The organism is Acidobacteriota bacterium, from assembly GCA_016196035.1.
Lineage (GTDB): Bacteria > Acidobacteriota > Blastocatellia > RBC074 > RBC074 > JACPYM01.
Genome location: JACPYM010000062.1, coordinates 1 through 20,616, shown reverse-complemented (window position 1 = coordinate 20,616; position 20,616 = coordinate 1). Strand labels below are relative to the sequence as shown.

Annotated in this window: 11 protein-coding genes; 3 read left to right on the top strand and 8 right to left on the bottom strand. The window is 58.5% G+C overall.

The annotated features are described in order from the left end of the window. Nucleotides 1-128 precede the first annotated feature (128 nt). From HY011_18915 to HY011_18905, 3 genes are read right to left on the bottom strand one after another with little or no spacing between them, the layout of a single operon-like run. Nucleotides 129-602, bottom strand: coding sequence for an OsmC family protein (locus HY011_18915; GenBank protein MBI3425013.1), 474 nt, complete (start codon nt 600-602; stop codon nt 129-131). A 60-nt stretch (nt 603-662) separates the two neighbouring features. After that, nucleotides 663-1,610: a hypothetical protein gene (locus tag HY011_18910; GenBank protein ID MBI3425012.1), complete on the bottom strand. Its 948-nt coding sequence runs from the start codon at nt 1,608-1,610 to the stop codon at nt 663-665. Nucleotides 1,611-1,627: 17 nt separating this feature from the next. Then, complete coding sequence (locus HY011_18905; GenBank protein MBI3425011.1) at nt 1,628-3,181, bottom strand: GNAT family N-acetyltransferase; 1,554 nt, start codon at nt 3,179-3,181, stop codon at nt 1,628-1,630. 346 nt (nt 3,182-3,527) lie between these two features. Here HY011_18905 and HY011_18900 point away from each other — a divergent pair, with 346 nt between their 5' ends. Next, nucleotides 3,528-3,866, top strand: a complete 339-nt coding sequence (locus tag HY011_18900) for an STAS domain-containing protein (GenBank protein MBI3425010.1) — start codon at nt 3,528-3,530, stop codon at nt 3,864-3,866. 149 nt (nt 3,867-4,015) lie between these two features. Here HY011_18900 and HY011_18895 read toward each other — a convergent pair whose 3' ends face one another. After that, complete coding sequence (locus HY011_18895) at nt 4,016-4,621, bottom strand: P1 family peptidase (protein MBI3425009.1); 606 nt, start codon at nt 4,619-4,621, stop codon at nt 4,016-4,018. A gap of 77 nt (nt 4,622-4,698) precedes the next feature. After that, nucleotides 4,699-7,614 (bottom strand): phosphoenolpyruvate carboxylase, encoded by a 2,916-nt coding sequence (gene ppc / locus HY011_18890; GenBank protein MBI3425008.1) that lies wholly within the window; start codon nt 7,612-7,614, stop codon nt 4,699-4,701. Between the two features lie 334 nt (nt 7,615-7,948). On the opposite strand from ppc, the gene HY011_18885 reads away from it, so the two are divergent. Then, the gene (locus HY011_18885) at nt 7,949-11,428 is read left to right on the top strand and encodes a HEAT repeat domain-containing protein (GenBank protein MBI3425007.1); all 3,480 of its coding nucleotides are present in this window, start codon (nt 7,949-7,951) and stop codon (nt 11,426-11,428) included. 132 nt (nt 11,429-11,560) lie between these two features. Beyond that, nucleotides 11,561-12,541: an asparaginase gene (locus HY011_18880; protein MBI3425006.1), complete on the top strand. Its 981-nt coding sequence runs from the start codon at nt 11,561-11,563 to the stop codon at nt 12,539-12,541. Nucleotides 12,542-12,669: 128 nt separating this feature from the next. On the opposite strand, the gene HY011_18875 is transcribed toward HY011_18880, so the two are convergent. The 3 genes from HY011_18875 to HY011_18865 form a co-directional block, all read right to left on the bottom strand. Beyond that, a complete protein-coding gene (locus HY011_18875) occupies nt 12,670-13,299 on the bottom strand; it encodes a response regulator transcription factor (protein MBI3425005.1) in 630 nt (209 codons plus the stop codon). Beyond that, nucleotides 13,274-19,750, bottom strand: a complete 6,477-nt coding sequence (locus HY011_18870; GenBank protein ID MBI3425004.1) for a PAS domain S-box protein — start codon at nt 19,748-19,750, stop codon at nt 13,274-13,276. Before HY011_18870 ends, HY011_18875 begins: the two co-directional genes overlap by 26 nt. Before the next feature lie 761 nt (nt 19,751-20,511). Then, a partial coding sequence (locus tag HY011_18865; protein ID MBI3425003.1) for an IS110 family transposase occupies nt 20,512-20,616 on the bottom strand: 105 nt, incomplete at its 5' end.

Sequence of the window (20,616 nt, the reverse complement as noted above, 5' to 3'; positions counted from 1 at the left end):
CGTTTGGGCGCTTCACGCGTTGCCCGCGCCAGTGGGTTAGAGTGGTTGGCAGATCAGTGTACGGCGTGTCAGCAGCGCGGCTGGCTTTCCCGTACACGCGATTGCAAGCTGACCAAGGGTCGCCAGGCTCAGCCTAAATCGCCTGTCGGCACGCCCATTTCGACAACGTGATACTCACCCGCCGCCGCTGCTGCGGGCACGTGCAGCCGGAATTCAGGCTGTAGTTTCAAATCGCCGCGCAGCGAATGATAAACGCTACAGTATTTGGTGACGGATAGATTGATGGCGCGTGTGACGGTTTCAGGCCGGATGCCCGCGCCCCAGATGTCGAAACGCATCACGGTGCCGGTGTAATAGCGCGGCTCCGGTTCGTGCCGGTTGCCGGTAAGGGTGACTTCCAGCTTTTGCGCGGGCGTGCGGCTCTTTTCCAGAATCGTGACGACATCCACGGCGGCGCACGCGCCCAGGGCTTCGAGCAGTATCTCAACGGGGCTGGGGCCGGCTTGCGTGTCGCCGTCCATGACGGTTTCGTGTCCTTTGCCGTTGGCGCCAGTGAAGCGCAGCGCGCCGTTCCAGGTGACTTTCGTGGTTATATTGCCCATCGCATTTCCTCTGCCGGCATTGACAAACCAGCACTGACGAACCGGCACTGACAAAAATGATTACGCCACAATGATGAAGGCATTCAGCCCGCCCAGGGCTTCCGAAAAATCTTTGTTATAGCTGACTTCGATGCGGCGATATTGGCTGACGACTTCGCCCAACTCGGCGGCGCTGACAAAACCGTCTTCGGCGTGCGCCAGCGCCCATTTCGGGATGTGCTTGGCTTTGGCCAGAAAGCGGCTGATCAATTGCAGGTAATGATCTTTTGACGCGACCTCGTCGCCCAACTTGCCGCGCTGGGCTTCGATCAGCGCATCCCAGGTGTTGGCCCCGTCCTCAGCGCCGCCGCGTATCCAGGTTTCGCGCCAACCCGCAATCGTGTTGCGCAAGGCCGCCAGCCCTTGCGGACGCGGGAAGCGCGCGAACATCAAATCCACGCGCGCGCCGCGAATGAATTCGTGCGCGTCGCGGTTCATGCTGTAGTTGCTTTGACCATTGTTGACCAGTTTGCGTTGATTACGCCAACTGGAAAGAAAGACCTGCGAGAGCGGGCGGCGCAACTCCGCCGTCGCGGGCGTGAAGCTGAATACGTAATCGGCCACGGCCAGCGCGTGCGCGTATGCCAAGGCGCGCTGATGTTCGTTTTCGAGCGATTGAATGTTTTGCCAGACGTTGTCGAACCAGACGGCGTCCATTTCGCTCAGGCTTTGTGCGAGCGCCGGGTTGTGCAAGCGGCGGCGCGGCACATAGGCATTGTCCAGCGTCACGGCGACGGCGTCTTCGGTGAGTTTGTCGCCCTGGTTTTCGATCAGCGCTCGCGAAGCCCACCACGCCCATTGGCACAGATCGTTGTCCAAAATCTGTTTGCCCCAGAATTTCAAATACCATTCCAAGTCGGGCTGGCCCGCAAACGGCACGGCAATCGAGGCGAATTTCAAACGCCGCAGCACGCTCAACTCAAAGCCCAGCCAGCGCCGATTTGGGGTGGTTGCAAAATGCGTATTCATTGCCAATTCATTCCCCTCTATTCCTTCACTAAAACGAGCAGGGTTTGCGCGCCTGCCGCCGGTTCGAGGACTTGCCAGCCGCGCCTGACGAAAAAGTCATTCTGTTCCGGCACGGTGAAGTAAAGCCGTTCCGCGCCCAAACTGCGCAGGCGCGCTTCGGCGGCTGCCAGCAGGCGCGAGGCGACGCCGTGCCCGCGCATTTCGGGCCGCACATAAAGCGCCGCCAAACAGGGTGTCAAATCAGGCCGCTCGGCGCTGGCGTGTTCATGCAGGGAAATCGAACCGACAGGCTTTTCGTTCACGACTGCCACCAAGGTTGAGGGCAGCGGCTGAACAGCCAAATGCTCTTTGAGTTGATCGGAAACCACATTGATTGTGCTGCCCGGCAGCGCCCACCATTGGTCATAGAGCCACTGTGCGACGGGCCAAAAATAATCCGGCGCCTCACTTAAGCTAACGATACTTACTGCTGCCGCAGGTTGCGCCGGGGTTTCGACGGGCAGCATCAACTCATCCAGCAGTTCATCTGGCAGTTCATCTGGCAGTTCATCTGGCAGTTCATCCGGCGGTTCAATCAGTGTGTTGGCAGTTGGCGTGGTGGCCAGTTCCATCAATGGTTCGGCGGGCGCTTCAGCCGGAATGAATTCAACAGCGGGTAATGCTTGAACTGAATTCATGGCGGCTTCGTCGTGGGCCACGGCGGTCGGCGATTCTTCCGCCACAGCCGGAAAGTCCTGCGTGGCGGGCCAGCGGTCTTGCGCTTCATCCGCCGTCAGGCCCTGCCATCTGAGCGGTGCGGCATCGGCCTCCTGGCGCGCTTGATTCCAAACGGAAACGATGGGCGCCGCCGGACTCTCGATGGGCGCGTCAGCCTCTTCAGCTTCAGAGGGAGCTGTCGTGTAGTAATCCGGCAGAGCGGATTCTTCGGCTGGCGCAAACATAGGCTCGGGTTCGACGGGGATGCTGACGGGGCGCTCTTCGACAAGCAGGGCCAGAAATTCTTTGACGACTTGAGGGTCGGTTTCAATGCCCGCTTGATCCGCGATGAATTGTTCGACAGTGGCGCGTTCCAGACTGGCGCGATAGGGGCGGTCGGCTAAGAGCGCGCAATAAGTATCCACCAGGCGCAAGATGCGCGCGCCGAGCGGAATCGCCGTGCCCGCCAATCCATCAGGATAGCCTTGACCGTTCCACCATTCGTGATGCCAGCGAATCAGCAGTTGCGACAGCCGGGGCAATTTCATTTCGGCGGCGGCTTGCTCTCCGATGATTGGATGCCGCCACAAATCGAGTTGCTCTTCCCAGGTCAAGCTGCCGGGCCGCAGCAGGTAATCGCGTTTCATCGCGCGTTCACCCAGGTCATGCGCCAGGGCCGCAAATTTCAGCGCGCTCAAGTCCAGGCCGTGCAACCCCAGCCGCTGCCCCAGCTTTTCGGCCAGCCGGGCGATTTCGGTGGCGTGCGGTTCGCGGTAGCCCTCAATGCGGTCGGTTTCGGCGGCGAGTTTGAGCAAACGCTCGCCCAGCGGACGTTCGGCCTCGCTGAAATTCAGCAGCGTTTGAGTTGCCAGCATGAGTTCAATGTTCTCCCTTAAAGATGCAGGCTGACGGCGGCGGTACGCACTGCCCTGATCGAAGCGAATTTACGCGCTCAAGGGCGTAACGAATAAAACCGTTAGTATGCGTGCGGGGCGGCGGCGATGCGTGTTCGTTCCCGGTCCCAGGCCAGCTTCAGCCAAGCGGTTGTACGCGATCTGGCGGCGAAAAAGCAAGCACCGGGGTGGCTGTGGACGCTAGAAATTCTCTGGTGAAATGCCGGAGGCCCATCTTGCCATCGCGCGGGGCCTGTGGTAGTTTCTGCCTGCTTTTCTACAGCAATTTCATCTACCAACACAAAGTGGAGGCAAATCTGGAGGCCCTATGACCATTACAGAGCGTGAAAGCGGCGATGTGACAATCCTCGATGTCGACGGCAAAATTCTGCTCGGCGAAGGCGATGTGCAATTGAAGCGCAAGATTGACGAGTTGATCGAAGGCGGGAAAACCAAACTGGTCTTAAACCTTGCCGCCGTGCCGTATATGGATAGCGGCGGCCTCGGTGAAATCGTGCGCAGCTATACGACGGTCAAACGCGCGGGCGGCGAACTCAAGCTGCTCAACGCCACCAAACGGATCAGCGATCTCTTGACCATCACCAAACTCATCACCGTTTTTGAAATGCACGAAGACGAAGCCGCGTCGGTCGCCAGCTTTGCTTAATTGCGGATTGCAGAATGCGGATTGCGGATTGAACTTACGGGTTTAGTCCGTAGTCCGTTTTCTGTCTCAATCGCCAGGCTTAAATATTTGGACACGGTACCTGCCACTTAAGCCAGCAGCCCACTTCATCTCAAATTTCAAATTCCCGGCTACGGCACCGCGCCATACTTGCGCAAGAGTCCCACTGTCTTATCCAGCGGCAACGCTTCCACGCGATTCTCATTACGTCGGCTCGTCGTGACAGCGCGCAGCAGTGATTTGGAGGTCGCCTCTTCCGTCGCTTCGACCACCGCCTCAAAGAGCGGGGGCACTGTGTCATTGCCGCGCACTTCGATCCGGCGTAACGGTTCATCAGCCACGAGGGGATTGATCGAGCGCACTTCTTCATTGCCCGGCAGCGCCAGCATCCGATCCAGCACCGCATCGGCCACACGCGGCAAGTTCAGCGTCCTGGTTAAATGAATCGGCGTTTCCAGTTCGCCCAACTCGTTCACCTGCGTCGAACCCATCAGCTTGCCAAAACCATTGCCGACGTGAATGGCCGCCGCGACTTTCTCCTGAAACAGATTCCCCCCGTGCGGCAGAATGGCCGTGACGCCGGTGCGAATGTTGTCGCCCTTGTTCAACGTTGCGTGACCGGCGCGCCCGCCCGGCACATCCGTGATCGCGTTGTTCGTTCCTGGCGGCAAGATGCCGATGACGAGGCCCAGATCGCGGGCGCGTGGGCGCGTGTTTTGTTTCGTAGCTTGACTCATCACCGTAAGCGAAAGCAGCAACCAACTGACAACTGGCAACCACTGCCAACTGCCAACCGCCAACCAACTATTCTTACTCATCCCGTATTCCTCATGCCCGCCGCGATGCCGTTGATCGTCAGCAGAATTGCGTACAACAGTTTGTCTTGTTCAATGTCCGTGCCCGCCCGTTTGCGCGCCAGCAATTCGACTTGCAGATAACTCATCGGGTCAACATAGGGGTTGCGCACGGCAATCGAACGCCGCAGCACGGGCGCGTTGTCGAGCAGTTGTTTTTCGCCCGTAATCTGCAAAACGACGCGGCAGGTGCGCTGGTATTCGGCTTCGAGCAATTTGAATAGCCGTCGCCCCAGGCTGCGGTCGGGCGTGCGTGCGGCGTATTGACGCGCGATGGGGAAGTCGGCTTTGGCCAGCGTCATTTCGATGTTCGAGAGCGTGCTGTGAAAGAAGGGCCAGTCGCGATACATCGCGCGCAGCAGTTCGAGATGGCGCGTGGCATCGGTTTGAATAAAGCTTTCCAGCGCCGTGCCCACCGCCAGCCAGCCGGGCAGCAGGTGGCGGCTTTGCGTCCAGCCGAAGACCCAGGGGATGGCGCGCAGGTCATCAATGCTTTGCGAACCGCTCTTGCGTTTGGCCGGGCGCGAGCCGATGCGCAGGTGTTGCAACTCTTCGACGGGCGTGGCCTGCACGAAGTATTCATAAAAGCCCGGCGTCTCGCGCACGACACGGCGATATGTTTCAAAAGCCGTTTGCGAAAGCTGCTCCATCACCGTTTGCCACTGCGCCAGCTTGCGCGGGGCTTTTTCAGCATGCGGCAGTGACGCAGCGATGACGGCGGAGGTGTTCAACTCCAAACTGCGCTGGGCAATTTCGGGCAGGCTGTATTTTGACGAAATGACTTCGCCTTGCTCGGTGATTTTGATGCGGCTGGCGACCGTGCCGGGCGGTTGCGCGAGGATGGCTTCGTGACTAGGGCCGCCGCCGCGTCCGACGGTGCCGCCGCGCCCGTGAAAGAGCCGCAACTCAATGCTGTTGGCGCGCGCGACTTCCCACAACCGTTCCTGTGCTTTGAATAGCTCCCAGCTTGAAGTCAGGATGCCGCCATCCTTGCTGCTGTCCGAATAGCCGATCATGACTTCCTGCAAGTTGCCCTGCGCCGCCAGCACGGTGCGATAAACCGGATTGGTGAAGAGGCTCGTCAGCACGTCCGGGGCATTGCGCAAATCGTCAATCGTCTCGAACAGCGGCGAGACGGCAATACGGATTTGAGATTTCGGATTTGAGATTTGAGATTGTGTGCTTGCTGCATCGCATTCAACCAATCCGGCCTGCTTTGCCAGCACTAACACAGCCAGCAAATCGCTGACTGCGCGCGTCATGCTGACGATGTACGTGCGCAAGCAGCCGGGGCTGATCTCATCCAACGCGCGGCGCATGACGCGAAAGACATTCAGTGTTTCCATCGTCGCGGCGCTGAAGTGATCTTCCGAACCGACCAGCGGGCGCGGCGTTTGCAGTTCTGCGGTCAGCCAGGCGACGCGCTCGTCCTCATCCATCTGTGCATAGTCCTTGGTCAGTCCCAAACGCTGCGTGAGTTCGGTCAACGCTTCGAGGTGGCGGTCACTGTGCTGGCGCAGATCGAGTTTGGCCAGATGCAAGCCGAACGTGGCGACCTGGCGCATCAGGCGTTCGATGCCGAGCGCCGCATAGGCCGCCTGACCCGCGCGCAAACTGTCGCGCAGCAAGCGTAAGTCTTCGTATAGCTCCTGGCCTGTGTGGTAAACGTGGGCGTATTCAGGCGCGTGGTTGGATTCCGCTTTGAACCGTTCGATGATGGGCAACCCGGGGCGGATCGAAATCAGTGCCTCGGGTGAGGTCACGCGCAAAGCAGCGCCCAGCGCCTGATTGCGCGCCAGCGTGTTTTCCAGCCGCGTGTAAACGAACGAGAGCTTTTGCCGGTACGGCTCTTCGGGATTGCGCCGTCGCACACGCTCGGCCAGTTCAGGCATGGCTACAGCAGCGCGTTCAATCGAAGCCAGCAATTCGACGGACGCGGGCGCAAAGCGTGATGACTCGCTCAAGCGGCGGCTGAGCGCAGCCACACTGCTTTCGTATTTGCGCAAGACCAGCCGCTGTTGCAGCAACAACGTCTCCCAGGTCGTTTCGGGCGTGACATTCGGATTGCCGTCGCGGTCGCCGCCGACCCATGAACCGAAGCGCAAGGGCGCGCGTTCAGCCGCTAGTGTGACGCCGGGGAAGTGTTGCGCCAGCCCTTTTTCCAACTCTTCCAGCAAATTGGGAACCGCTTCAAACAAGGTGGCGTCGAAGTAATAAAGCGTGTTATTGACTTCGTCGAGCACGGTCGGTTGGGTGTGGCGCACCTCGTCGGTTTGCCAGATCGCTTCGACCTCGGCGGCCAGTTGCGTGTGCAATGCGCCGCGTTGGCGTTCGACCAGATGTCCGTTGTCGAGCGCGGCCAGCAAATCGGCCAGGCGGCGATGCTTTTCGAGCAGTGTGCGGCGCGCGGCTTCGGTCGGATGCGCCGTCATTACGGGCACGATTTCCAAACGGTCGAGCACGGCTTGCAAATCTTGCGGGCGCACGCGCTGCCGCGCCAGTTGCCGCAAGGTGTCGGCCAGCGAACCGCGTTGCGGCTGATCGGGCGTGTGCAATTCGTAATAGCGTTTGCGGCGAATGCGATGATGCTGTTCGGCGATGTTCGCCAGTTGAAAGTAAACCGAGAAAGCGCGGATCACGCCGCTGGCGTCATCCAGGCTCAAGCCGTGCAACAGGCGTTTGAGCTGGCGTTCAATGGCGGGCGCTTCACTCGCGCGCAACTCTTTGCACAACGCGCGCACGCGCTCTTCGTTCGCAAACAGATTTTTGCCGCCCAGCCGTTTGAGCGTCTCGCCCAGCAAATCGCCCAGACGGCGAATGTCATTACGCAGCGACACGTCTTTGTCCGCCAGCGGTGTTGTTGGATGGGATTTCATGCAGCGGCATCATAGCGTGGCGGTTGGCGGTTAGTCTCGCCTTTGGAAAAAAGCCGCGCAGCGGGGCGGTACCGCGCGCGTCAGCAAGCGGCGCAGCAAGCTTGGCGGACAGGTACAGGATCATAGCCTCCGCTGGCTGACGCGCGCGGTACCGTCCCAGCGCTGCACCCTAACGTACACGCAATTGAAACCCAATCTAGCTTCAACCGGGAAAAAATGGGCAAGGTTTAATGCGTGAAATGGCAATTTTGACTGGCCTTCGCCGCAAACAGTCTGTATAGAATGCCCGCCATCACCTGTTTGCGTTCGCCGCTTTTCAGAAGGAAGTAAGACTATGAAATTGTCGCGCCCTTACCTCGCTTTGTGGCTGAGCTTGGCGTTGCCGCTGCTGGCCGCTGCCGTTTTCTTCGCGCAAGGACGCCCGCCCAAAACCGGCCCACCACCGCCTGTGCGCCGCGCGCGTCCCGTGATTTCGCTCAACACGGAACTCGCCGCTGCCATCAATGAATTGTTGAAAGAGGAACCGCTCGCGCCGCCGGAATCGAACGCCGCCACGGACAACGCCAAACATCTGAAAGACGGCGCACTTGCCCCGCCGCCCGCTGATGATGCGCCATTGGCGGAGTTGCTCGCTTTTTGGCAGCAACAGCAGGTCGTTCCTGATGGCCTGCATCCGTCAGAAAAAGCCGCCCAGCGTTTGTTGGAGGCGGTCGAAGCGCGCCCGTGGTTAATGGAGCGGCTGCTCGATAAATTGCCGCTGGGAGAGGAAACAGCGGAACGGCTGTACCGGCTTTATCAACAAGCGCCGGATGATGACGATCGTTGGAAGAGCGGATTGCATCAGTGGCTGCGCTTTAACAGCCGCTATTTCGTGGATGAGTTGTTGGAAGCGGCCAAGCAGGAAGGCGCGGAACCTGGCGCCGATCCGTTTGCGCTCGATGCGCTGGCGCGGCTGGATTGGGAAAAGGCCAAGCCGTTGTTGTTGGCGCAATCAGAAAATCCCTTCGCGATCGTGGCGCTTTATAAAGGCGCGGCGCGCAACAATGAGGTGGCGCTGGCCGATCAGATTCGCGCGCAGTTGCGCGAGATGGTGGCTGAGCGCGAAGCGGGCGAGATGCGCATGTTCGCTTTGCAAGCGTTGGCCGAAAGCGAATGGAACGGGCAGGCGGAATGGCTGGCTGGGCTGTTCGCTGATACGTCATTGACGGGGATTGATCCCGAACGCCTGCGGCGACGCCTGCCGGAGATGCGCGCGCCTAAAGACGCCGCCGAGAGTTGGGATCAGCTACACGAGCCGGGGAATAACCTGCTTGCTCAATTGCTGCAAAGCCAGCGCAAAAAGCTGCTGCCCATCGTGCAAAAGCTGATCGGCAATCCTGATCGCAATGTGCACAACGCGGCGGTGGATACGCTGACGCAGTTCCTGTTTGCGTACCGGCAAGCCGGGGAACAGGACGCCGCCGAAGCCGCGCGCAGCCTGTTGCCGTGGCTCGGCAATCCCGCCTGGGCCGACGGGCCGCAACGCGAAGCATTGATCGGCGCGTTGCCCGATTTGAAATTGCCGGAAAGCGCGAGCGGCATGCTTTATGTGCTCGAAAACGATGAGGACGAAGCGTTGCGCGCCCTGGCGGCAGAGACGCTGGGCAATTTGAAATTCACAGCCGCCGCGCCCGCCATTCGCCGCGCGCTCGAACGCGAGAAAAACGAAGAGTTGCGCCAGCGGCTTGTCACGGCGCTGATGTTCTGCGGCGGCATCTCTGACGAAGAAGCGGCGGCGGCGATTGAAGCCTTCGCGCGCAAAATGGCTGCGCCCAACGGGCAGGCGCAGCTTGAAGCGCTACGCAATAATGAAGACGTCGCGCCCTTGCCACTGCAATTGAGCGTTGGCCGTATCCTCAGCGACAGCGAAACCATCCCGTGTTCCGAAGGACTGGCCGCGCGCCTGTTTGCGCGCGTCAAAGCCTTGCGCAAAACCCAGCCCAATGTCGCTAAACAAATCCTCAACATCGTGCAAGGTGCGCCGCTGCCCCAGGCTTATCAATTTCTAGCCGAGCGTCTGGGCGAAGGTTGGCTGGACGTGGAGGCGCTCAAGCTGGCGTTGGAGCATGCTGCTGAACTGCGCCAACACGCGAGCGGCGAACTATTCCCACTGATTACACAAGGCGTTCACGCGGCGGGCATTGCGGCGGTATTGTTGAAAGATACCGCGTTGCAAACTGCCGTCTTGCAGGGCAAAGACGCGAAGGCGCAACTGGCGCTGCTGGCCACCGCGCGCTATTTACGCACCGCTTTGCCAGTGGATTTGGTCGCACCATTGTTAGCAGACAAAACCTTGGGGATGGCGGCGGAAAGTTATTTGATTGTGGAAGACAGTGTGCCAGCACGACAGCTAGTGTGGGCACGGCATCCGGGTGAGGCGCTACTCCTCGGCGCAAACCGTCCGCTCGACATGTCAATGGAGCAAGCGGATCCTCCAGCCTTCAAACGCCGCGAAGAAGTGGCACAACATATCGTCAAAGCGGGTGAGGCTGAAGAGGTTTATGCACTCTACAGCCCTGGTGATTTGCTCAAAGCTGAAATCCGTGTGCGCAAAGACCGCGCACAATTGCGCCTATTCACCGACCCAAATGTATGGCGTATGCGCGACCTCAGTAATAGCGAGTTGATCGAATTGCAAACGCTCGCGGCGCGGCCCGAAGTCGCGGAACTCAAACCCGAAGCGCCGCTCGGCGGGTATCGCGAAGGCTTCGCCGAATTTGTGCGCGTGAGCAAAGACGGCGGCTACCGTGTGGTGCTCGAAGGGCTGAAGCCTGCGCCACGTGATGCCACCTTACACGAACAACTGTCGGAACTGTTTTACCGCTTCAGCAAAGCGGGCGAATACAAAACGCATTACTCCATCGAAGCGAAGCTGCCGGGCGTCGAAGTGCTGTTTGCCGCTGAGCCGCAGCAGGTGTTTGCCGTGTGTCAGGAAGGTGGCGAGACGCTGGTGCTAGCGGGCGAGCAATTCGATCAAAAGCATGGACTGCTCAATGCAGAACTCGCGTGGCATTTGTTCAAAGACGGCCGACTAGGCAGCGCGGTCAATGCACCCGCAATTTTCAACGAACTCAACCTCTCTGAGTATGCAAAAGTTCTGATGCGGCTGCGGTTGATGAATGCGCGCCAAGCGATCAGTGGGCCTGTTTCAGTTGATGATGTGCGACAGCTTGAAATTCGGCCAAATCCACAAGGTATGGCAGGAGGCATCCCCGCAGCCGCCGAAAGCCTGCCCACAGGCAATGGATATTTAGAGGCATTGAGCACGCCGAATCATCAATGGACTGTTGGTCTCAAATTCGACCCGAAGCGTGGCACGCGTCTGCTGCGCATCAACACGCAAACCGGACAGGAATTCGAGGTCGCCCCAGACGGCCAACTGTTATTACCACTGGCCTATGTGGCAGGGCCTGGCAAGATGCTATTGAGCGGCGGCCTGGATTATCGCCGCGGGCAAAGGCGTTTTTACCTGCTCAATCCTGAGAATGGCGAAGTGCAGACCGTCGAAGGTGAATTCCGTCCCTTGCAAGATCAATCACTGCGCCCATTGCAACCAACCGGCAAAGCGAACGAATTCTGGGCCGTGTTGAGTGACGCGAAAGGCAGCCGCGTGGGCCGTTACGATGAACGCGCTTTTACGTTCACGCCCGTGCTCGAAGTGCCGGGCCTGTCGTTGCGCAGCGCCGATGTTTGGGTAGACGAGGCGCGCGGCAAAGTCTGGCTAACCTACAAAGGACATTTGCTGCGCCTGCCGTTGCCAGCGCCGGGCAAGTGAGCTACAACACGGTCAAGCAAACACAAGAAATTTGGCCGCAGAGCAACGCTGAGTGACGCGGATTGGCAATTGATTCTGATCCGCGTTTTTCTGCGTTCATCTGCGGCGCAACCCAGTTTGAGGCAAGCACTGATGAAACCACGCATCGCCATGTTTTTTACCGGCGGCACGATCTCAATGCGGATTGATCCGCAGACGGGCGGTGCCGTGCCCGCGCTGTCGGGCGAAGAGATTCTGGCCGCCGTGCCGGGCATTCATGATTTGGCTGACTTCGATTTGACGAACTTCGGGCGCTTGCCGGGGCCGCACGTGACGCCGGCGCTGATGTTGGAACTGGCGTGTGAGGTGCGCGCCAAGCTGGCCGATGACGCAATTGATGGCGTGGTGATTACGCACGGCACCGATACGCTGGAAGAGACGGCGTACTGTTTGGACTTGCTGCTGGATTCGCCCAAGCCGGTCGTGTTTGTCGGCGCGATGCGCAACAGTTCGGAATTGAGCTGGGACGGCCCGGCCAATTTGCGCGCGGCAGTGCGCGTGGCGACGAGTGTGGACGCGCGCGACTTGGGCGTGCTGGTCGTGATGAATGAAGAGTTGATCGCCGCGTTTGAAGTCACCAAGACGCACACCGAAAAGACCGACACGTTTCAAAGCCGCGATTTCGGGCCGTTGGGGATCGTGGACAAAGACCGCGTGCTCGTGATGCGCAAACCGGCGCGGCGCGAGCACATCATCACCGAGCAGATGGAAGAGCGCGTGGACATCCTCAAAATGTACAGCGGCGCGGACGGGCGCTTCATCAACTTCGCGCTGGACGAAGGCGCGCGCGGCCTGGTGATCGAAGGGTTGGGGCGCGGCAATGTGACGGTGGCGGCGCTGGGCGCGATTGAACGCGCGGTGGAGGAGGGCCTTCCGGTCGTGATCACCTCGCGTTGTCCGCGCGGACGTGTGTTGGATACTTATGCGTATGAAGGCGGCGGGCGGCAATTGACGCGGCTGGGCGCGATCTTGGGCGGCTTGTTGCCGAGCCATAAAGCGCGCATCAAGCTGATGCTGGCGCTGGGCGCCGGATATGAGTTGCAGCGGATACGAGAAATCTTTGAAGTGCAGTAGTCGGTAGTCGGTAGTCAGTAGTCAGTAGTCGGTAGCCGGTTACGAGTGCGCGGCTAATGTCAGGCATTGATAAAGAAATTGCGATACTACCGGCTACCGACTACCGACTACTGATTGCCGGTTACCGACTAAACCAACTGATTGCGAATCGCGTAATGCGTCAGTTCGGCACTGGTCTTCATCTGCATTTTGTCGAGGATGCGGCCGCGATGCGTGCTGACGGTTTTGACGCTGAGATTGAGTTCGACGGCGATTTCACCGACGGTCTTGCCGGAAGCGATCAGGCAGAGGATTTGGTATTCGCGGTCCGAGAGCAATTCGTGCGGCGCTTTGTCGGATTTGGCATCAACGGCGGTCGCCAAGTGCTCCGCGACGATGGAGCTGATGTATTTGCCGCCGCGCAGGATTTTGTGGATGGCAGTCAGCAATTCGTCGGGCGCGCTGTCTTTGCTGAGGTAACCGGAAGCGCCCGCCTTGATGGCGCGCACGGCGTATTGGTCTTCGGGGTACATGCTCAGAATCAGCACGGGCAATTTGGGAAACTCGCGTTTGAGGTCTTTGAGCGTTTCGAGGCCGCCGCGGCCGGGCATGTGAATGTCGAGGATGATCAGGTCCCAAGGCTGTTGGCGCGCCAGCGTGAGCAATTCCTGGCTCGAGGTGGCTTCACCGACGACGGTCAAGTCGGGCGTATGCGTGACGATTTGTTTCAGGCCACTGCGCACAATGGCGTGGTCATCGGCGATCAGGATGCGAATCATTCGTGTTCTCCCCGGTTAGAGGTTCTGGTTGAGTGTGGGCAGCCACCGGAATGTGTACGTTGATGGTCGTACCGGCGCCGGGACTGCCTTCAATGCTGAATTCTCCGTCCAACAATAACGCGCGTTCGCGCATTCCGACCAAACCCAGCGAACGGCTGTGTTTGATGGCGTCGGCGTTAATCCCTTTTCCATTGTCACGAATTTGCAGGCGTAAGGCGTTGCTCTCATAACGTAACCGCACGTTGATCTGGCTGGCCCCGGCATGGCGCGCGGCATTGGTCAGTGCTTCTTGAAAGATGCGGAACAGCGCGGTGTCATGCGCGGGTTCCAGCGGCAACTCTTCGGGTAGTTCGTCAAAGCCGCAGGCGATGCCGGTGCGCTTGGTGAAATCACGGGCTTGCCATTCCAGCGCCGCGACCAGTCCGAAGTCGTCCAGCACGCCCGGACGCAGCGAAGTGGCCAATTGCCGCACACTCTGCACCGTATTCCCAATCAAACTGTACACTGATGTGAGGCGTTCGCGCGCCGGTTCAGCCTCAGGCGGCAGCAATTGCTCCAGCCATTTCAAATCCATTTTGATGCCGGTCAAGGCTTGACCCAGTTCGTCGTGAATCTCGCGGGCGATGGCGGTGCGCTCTTCTTCCCGCACGGTTTGTAAACGTCCGGCCAGATTGCGTAATTGTGCTTGTGAGGTTTGCAATTCCACTTCGACGCGTTTGCGTTCGGTGATGTCTTTGATCACCGACAGCACAAAGGTTTCGGCGCCGAGTTTGATCAATTTAGCCGTGAGCAGAAACGTAATGGAGAGGCCCTGCGCCGTGCGCCCGGTTACTTCATAATCAACCACCGACCCGGCTGTGCGCACCCGATTGAAAATATAATGGTGGTCTTTTTCGTCCATCCAGACGTTGAGGTTTTGCAATTGCTGGCCGGGTGCCGCTGCCGGGTTGACACCAAAAATCCTGGCCCAAGCGTCATTGATCAAAACAAAGCGGCCTTCATCAAAGGTCGTGATGGCCATAGCATCCGGGCTGGCGTTAAAGGCGACGGCGAATCGCTCTTCGGAAATACGCAACTCTTCTTCGGCCCGCTTGCGTTCGCTGATGTCTCTGCTTACGGAGAGCACAAAGGTTTCAGCCCCGAGTTTGATCAATTTGGCAGTGACTAATAGCGTGCTGGTCTGGCCCTCCGGAGCGTGCGTCGTCACCTCGTAATCCACCACCGGCCCAACTGTTCGCACTTGATTGAAAAGGTAGTTGCGTTGCGCCTCGTCCACACAGAGGTTGAGGCTTTGAAAACGCTGGCCGAGCGCTTCTGCCTGTGTGACGCCGAAAGTTTTGACCCAGGCATCATTGACCAAAACAAAGCGGCCTTCGTCAAAAGTGGTGATCGCCATGGCATCGGGGCTGGCGTTAAAGGCGGCGGCGAAACGTTCTTCGGAAATGCGCAATTCTTCTTCGGTGTGTTTGCGTTCCGTGATGTCAAAGTTCGTGATGACGTAACAAGAGCGGCCTGCAAATTCGATTTGACCGATTGAATAATCTACCCAGAGAGTCTCACCGGCGTGATTACGAATCTTGATTTCATTACGTGGGGGAACGGTCTCGCCGCGCAAGCGGGCCGCTTGACGCTTTACCACCGCAGGGCGCGAATCAGGATGAATCACGTCCCAGATCGTTCTGCTGGTCAGTTCAGCCGGCGTATAACCAAATAACTCATGGCTGGCAGGGTTGGCGTAGATAAAGGTATCCTGCGCATCGTAAATACAAATCGCCGCCTGCGAGGTTTCAGCCAGCGCGCGGAATTTGGCTTCGCTGGCGCGCAAGGCTTCTTCGGCCTGTTTGCGTTCGGTAATGTCGAGGATCGTTGAGAGATAGCAATGGCGGCCGTTGAGCACGAGGCTGTCGCCCGCCGACTCAATCCAGCGCGGCGCGCCGCTTTTCGTCACAATCTTTAACTCGGTGCGGGTGGCGACGGGTTCACCGTGCAACCAGGCGTTGTAACGCGCTTGAATGGCGGGCAGAGAATCAGGATGCACCAGACCCGCAAACGAATGCTGCAACATTTCCGCTGGCGTGTAGCCGAAGATTTTTTCTGCCGCTGGATTGGCATACAGGAAACGCTCCTGATCGGTGATAAAAATCGCCGCCTGCGAGGTTTCGGCCAGAATGCGGAATTTGGCTTCGCTGGCTTGCAACGCGGCCTCGACCTTTTTGCGTTCGCTGATGTCACTGGTGTAGCTGATACGCGAAACGGGCTTACCTTGAGCATCACGGATGACCGTGATTTCCATCAGCACAGGGAATTGCGAGCCATCTTTGTGCTGATGGACGGTCTCGAAAATGGCATGTCCGGTGCGATCAATTTCGATGGTGATCTGTGCAATTCGCGCGCGCTCTTCTGGTGGATAGATGATGGCAACCGGCTGGCCAATCAGTTCCGCGCGCGTATAACCGCGCGTGCGCGCATAGGCTTCGTTAACATCCAGATAAGTATTGTCAGCCACGTTGGTGTGGGCCAGCCCGAAAGTCGTTTGGCTAAAAACGCTTTGCCAGCGTTGGGCGATTTCTTCGGCCTGCTTGCGTTCGGTAATGTCCTGTTCCGACCAGAGCACACACTCCATTCCATTAAAGAAGATCAAACTGGCGGAGGAGAGCAGGGTTTTGGGGCCGGTCTTGAAATCGGCCTTGAATTCGGCTGGATTGCACAACCCAGTCCTGCGCAATTCAGCCAGCGCGCGCTGATGATCTTCAACCGAAAACTGGATGCCGGCTTCGGCGCAAGTCCTGCCCAACGCTTCTTCCTGCGACCAGCCGGTGAGTACGGTATACGCGCGGTTGACCTCGATGATGACATCGTTGTCGGCGCGCACAATGCTCATCGGCACCGCATTGTCGTAAAAGGCTTTGGCGAAGCGTTCTTCTGCCTGTTTGCGCGCCGTGACGTCGCGTCCGACTGATTGAAATTCGACGAGGCGGCCAGCTTCATCGAAAAAGGCGCGATTGACCCAATGCGTCCAAGCTAGGCTGCCGTCCGGGGCAGGGCACTGGTGCTCCCATTCAACAATCGGTGTCTCGGGCGAGATGCCCGCCAGTTTTTGGCGAAGGGGATCGTCTGCGGCGAGCGCTGCCATATCGAACCAGCTTGTACCGATGGCCGTTTCGCGTGGCAAGCCGAAAAAGCGGCAATAGCTATCATTGACGAAGGTGCGCAGGCCATCCGGTGTCCAACGCACGAGGAAATCAAGCTGATCTTCGACCAATTGCCGGTAACGCAATTCGCTGGCGCGCAAAGCTTCTTCCGCTTGTTTCCGTTCGGTGATGTCCCGTGCATAAACGATGCGCGCGAAGGGCCGGCCAGCGGCGTCTTGCAACGCGGTGACCTCCAAAAACACCGGGAAGCTGGTGCCGTCTTTGCGCACGTGCGTAGATTCAAAAACGCGATGGCCGGCCTGCTGAGTCAATTGAATGTCGGCGGCCAATTCGGCGCGCCGGGCAGGCGGATAAAGGATGGCGAGGGGCTGGCCCAGTAACTCTTCGCGCCGATAGCCGTGGGCGCCGGCATAGGCTTCGTTGACATCAATAAACGTGTTGTCCCGGGCATTGAGATAGGCCATGGCGCAATGCGTTTGGTTAAACACGCTCTGCCAGCGCTGGGCAATCTCTTCGGCCTGCTTGCGTTCAGTGATGTCGCGCCCCACGGATTGAAATTCGCTGAGGTGTCCGCCCTGATCGAAGATGGCGCGATTGCTCCAGTGGGTCCAGGTGAGTTGCCCATTTTTGCGGCGGGTCAAGTGTTCGACCTGATGCAAGGGCTGCGCGGGCGTCAAGGCGAGCAGTTTGGCAAATTCCGCTTGCGTGGTCTCGTCAAAAGTCGCCGGAAACCATTTCGTGCCGATTGCTTTCTCGCGGGGCAAGCCGAAGAAACGGCAATAACTGTCGTTGACGAAGGTGCGCGTCCCATCGGGCCGCCAGCGCGCGACGAATTCAGTTTGATCTTCGACCAGACTGCGATAGCGCCATTCGCTTTCCCGTAAGGCTTCTTCAGCTTGCTTGCGTTCCGTGATGTCGAGACTGGTGCCGATGCTGCGCACGGGATGACGCTGGCTGCCTTCCCCCGCAAAACTGACATAGAGGTCGAAGCGCAGCCAACGGGTCGTCCCGTCCGGATGCCGCCAACGATATTCGAGCGATTGCTGTTGCCGCGGTGTTTGCGGATCGTGCAGGGCGTGCATCACGCGCCGCGCGGCTTCGTAATCATCCGGATGAATGCGGCAAAAGATTTCAGCGAGGGGCAGGCCGGAGGCGAGGCCGAAATGCTTTTGCGCGCGCTCATCCAGATAGACGAGATTGGTCTTTAGATCGTGTTCCCAAATCCCCAGCGCTGCGGCTTCCAGCGCCATACACAAGCGGGCCTGGCTTTCTTGCAAGGCCGCTTCGGCGCGTTTGCGGGCCGTGATGTCCTGAAATGACCACAGCACACAGCGTTCGCCGTCCAGGTTCATAGACTCGGCGCTGGTCAAAAAATAAAGTTCCTGCCCCTGATAGCTGGTCTGTAACTCGTAATCCCGCACCGACCCTGTCGCACGCAACATCTCGGTAATGGCCTTGACCTTTGCCAGATCAATGCCGAAACCGATTTCGGCGGGCACTTTCCCTTGCACCTCGGCGAGCGAGCGCCGGGAGCGCCGGAGAAAAATCTCGTTGGCATGCAGAATTTCATGTGAGCCATACCGCAAAATTACCATCGGCAGCGGGTGCGCCTGGAAGGCTTTGGTGAAGCGTTCTTCAGCCTGTTTGCGCTCGGTAATATCCAGCAGCGTCCACAAGATGCTCAATTCGCCTTCCAGGGGCAGCAATTCCGCCGACACCAGCAAGCTCCGGTTGCCCGTGCGGTATTGCGCTTCAAGCTCGAAATTGCGCACGGACTTGGTCTCTAGCAAAGTTTGCCAGAATAGCGTTTGTTTCACCGGGTCAACGACAAACCCCAGGTCTTGCGCCGTCTTGCCCACCAACTCGGCTGGCGTCACCCCCGTGAGTTGCGCATAACTATCATTGACGGCCAGATGGCGGCGGTCGGCAAACCGCGAGATCGTCATGGGCGTAGGGCTTTTGAAAAAGGCTTTGGTAAAGCGTTCCTCTATGCGCTTGCGCTCGGTGATGTCTTGCGAAGTCCAAAGCCAGCAGGGTTCTCCGTTCAGCACGATTGACTCAACCGAAACCAACAGCGTATGGCGTTTTCCTTGCAGGGTTACATTCGACTCAAAATCCTGCAACGCCTGGTGGTCTTGCAATTGGGCTTGCAGCCTTTGTTCTTCTGCTTCATCGGCGACCATGCCCAACTCGCAGCGCGTTTTGCCCAGCATTTCCGCCCGCGTATAGCCGGTAAAACGTAGCGTGCTCTCATTCACAGCGATAAAGCGCAGGTCGCTGGCGCGGCTGATGCACATCGGCAGCGGGTTCGCATAAAAGGCTTTGGCAAAGCGCTCTTCGGCGAGTTTGCGTTCGGTGATGTCTTGTTGCGACCACAAAATGCAAGGCTCGCCGTTGAACTCAATCGTTTCAGCGCCTGCCAGTAAAGTGCGCTCCTGGCCGCGATAAATGACTTTGAATTCATAGTCGCTGAGCTGGCCGGTGGCGGCCAGACGTGCGTTGATTTCCTGCCAGGTTGCCGGCGCAATCTCTACGTTCAGCTCGCGCAAGGTTTTGTCTTGCATGTCGGCGCGCGTGAGGCCGGTCAGTTTTAACGTGCTGGGGTTGGTCTCGACGATGCGGTAATCGCGGCGGCGAATGATCGTCATCGAGACCGGATTGGCGTGAAAGGCTTTGGCAAAGCGCTCTTCGGCCAGCTTGCGCGCCGTGATGTTTTGAAATGAGCCAAGCAGGCAAGGCTCGCCGTTGAAGCTGATCTGTTCAGACGAAATCAGCAAGACAAGTTCATGCCCAGAGAAGCGCAACGTCAATTCGTAATTTCGCACGCGCGGTTGCGCCAGAATGCAAGCGTAAAAGCGTTGCTGTTCGGCGGGTGCCACTTCGAACCCAACTTGTTGATGGGTTTTGCCCACAATGCCAGTGAGTGGCAAACGCGTGAGGCGTTGAAATTCCTGGTTGGCCGAGACGAAAACGCGATCACGTATGCGCATGAGCGCCATCGGCACCGGCAAGTCATCGAAGATTTTGGCGAAAGGTTGATCGAGGTTGAGGTCTTCGTTGAGGTCTGCGGCCTGTGGCGTTGACTGGTAAAGCGCCATTCCCAGACAAAGCAGCCCCAGCCAGACAAGCTTCCCTGGCCAGGGCAGGAAAATAAGGCTGGCGCTGCTTAAACCGGGTTCGGGCAGTAGCGCCAGGGCCAGCGCGGGGGAGGTGAGCAGGCACAGCAGGCATAATAGGCATAGCAGGAGACCGCCAGCGCGCTTGAGCAAGTGCTTCAATAGGGGAGATTGATGCAACATAGACGACTCTAGGGAGGGTGGGACAGCTTCCCTGACCAACACGGAGAACAATCTCAACACGTGGAGTAAGCGTGGGTGGTATGTTTGATTTCGCGGCTAATCCAAAACTGTGCGGTGGTGTGCCAAATCACTGTTCAGCGGACGTTCCGCAGCAATCACAGTCAAAAAAAATAAATCAATAATGAATTTGGCTTGGGAAAAATTTTCAGTTTCAGACAACACCCTTCTACCACTGCCGCTGTACAGGTGCAAGGCGCATGGGAGCCACCCCTAAACTCTGTTTGGCTTTGCGCGGCGGCCAGACACCAAGTGCGGTTTTGCCCCGCTATCCACGTCTACCAGTCATCCTGGCCCGCAGGCAAGCTGCAATGTAGCCAAATTGGTTTTGCGACAGCCAAGCAAGCTGATGCGCGCAACGTTCAGGCGTGGCGCGCATCAGCAGGGAGCTTCTCCCGCCAGGCAAATGAGTGAAAAGCGCGCAGTGCAGCGGCGCTAACCGGAGAGCCTGGGTGGCAGCTTGTTCATGCCCGTGACGCGCAAGACATGAAAGTTGGCCAGCAAAAAGTCCGGCTTCCTGTCAGGCGTGACGGGTTAAGCATACTTGAGTTTGCTGAATTGAAAAATGAGGTCAGACGCCGCGCACTCGCGCTCAAACGCTGCTCAGGCGCCTGCTGTCCGCGCCGTGCTGGCTGTTCGATTTGATCCGAAATTGAAACGAAAATTATTCCTCCTATGATGAGTTGTCTACTCCGAGGTGGTTGTTAGCCCTCGGCGAGGACGAAATGGGGGAAGTCTGCGAACACCCATTTGTTCTTCAGCGTCCGGTAGATCACCCCCAGGAACTTGCGCGCCGTCGCGATAATCGC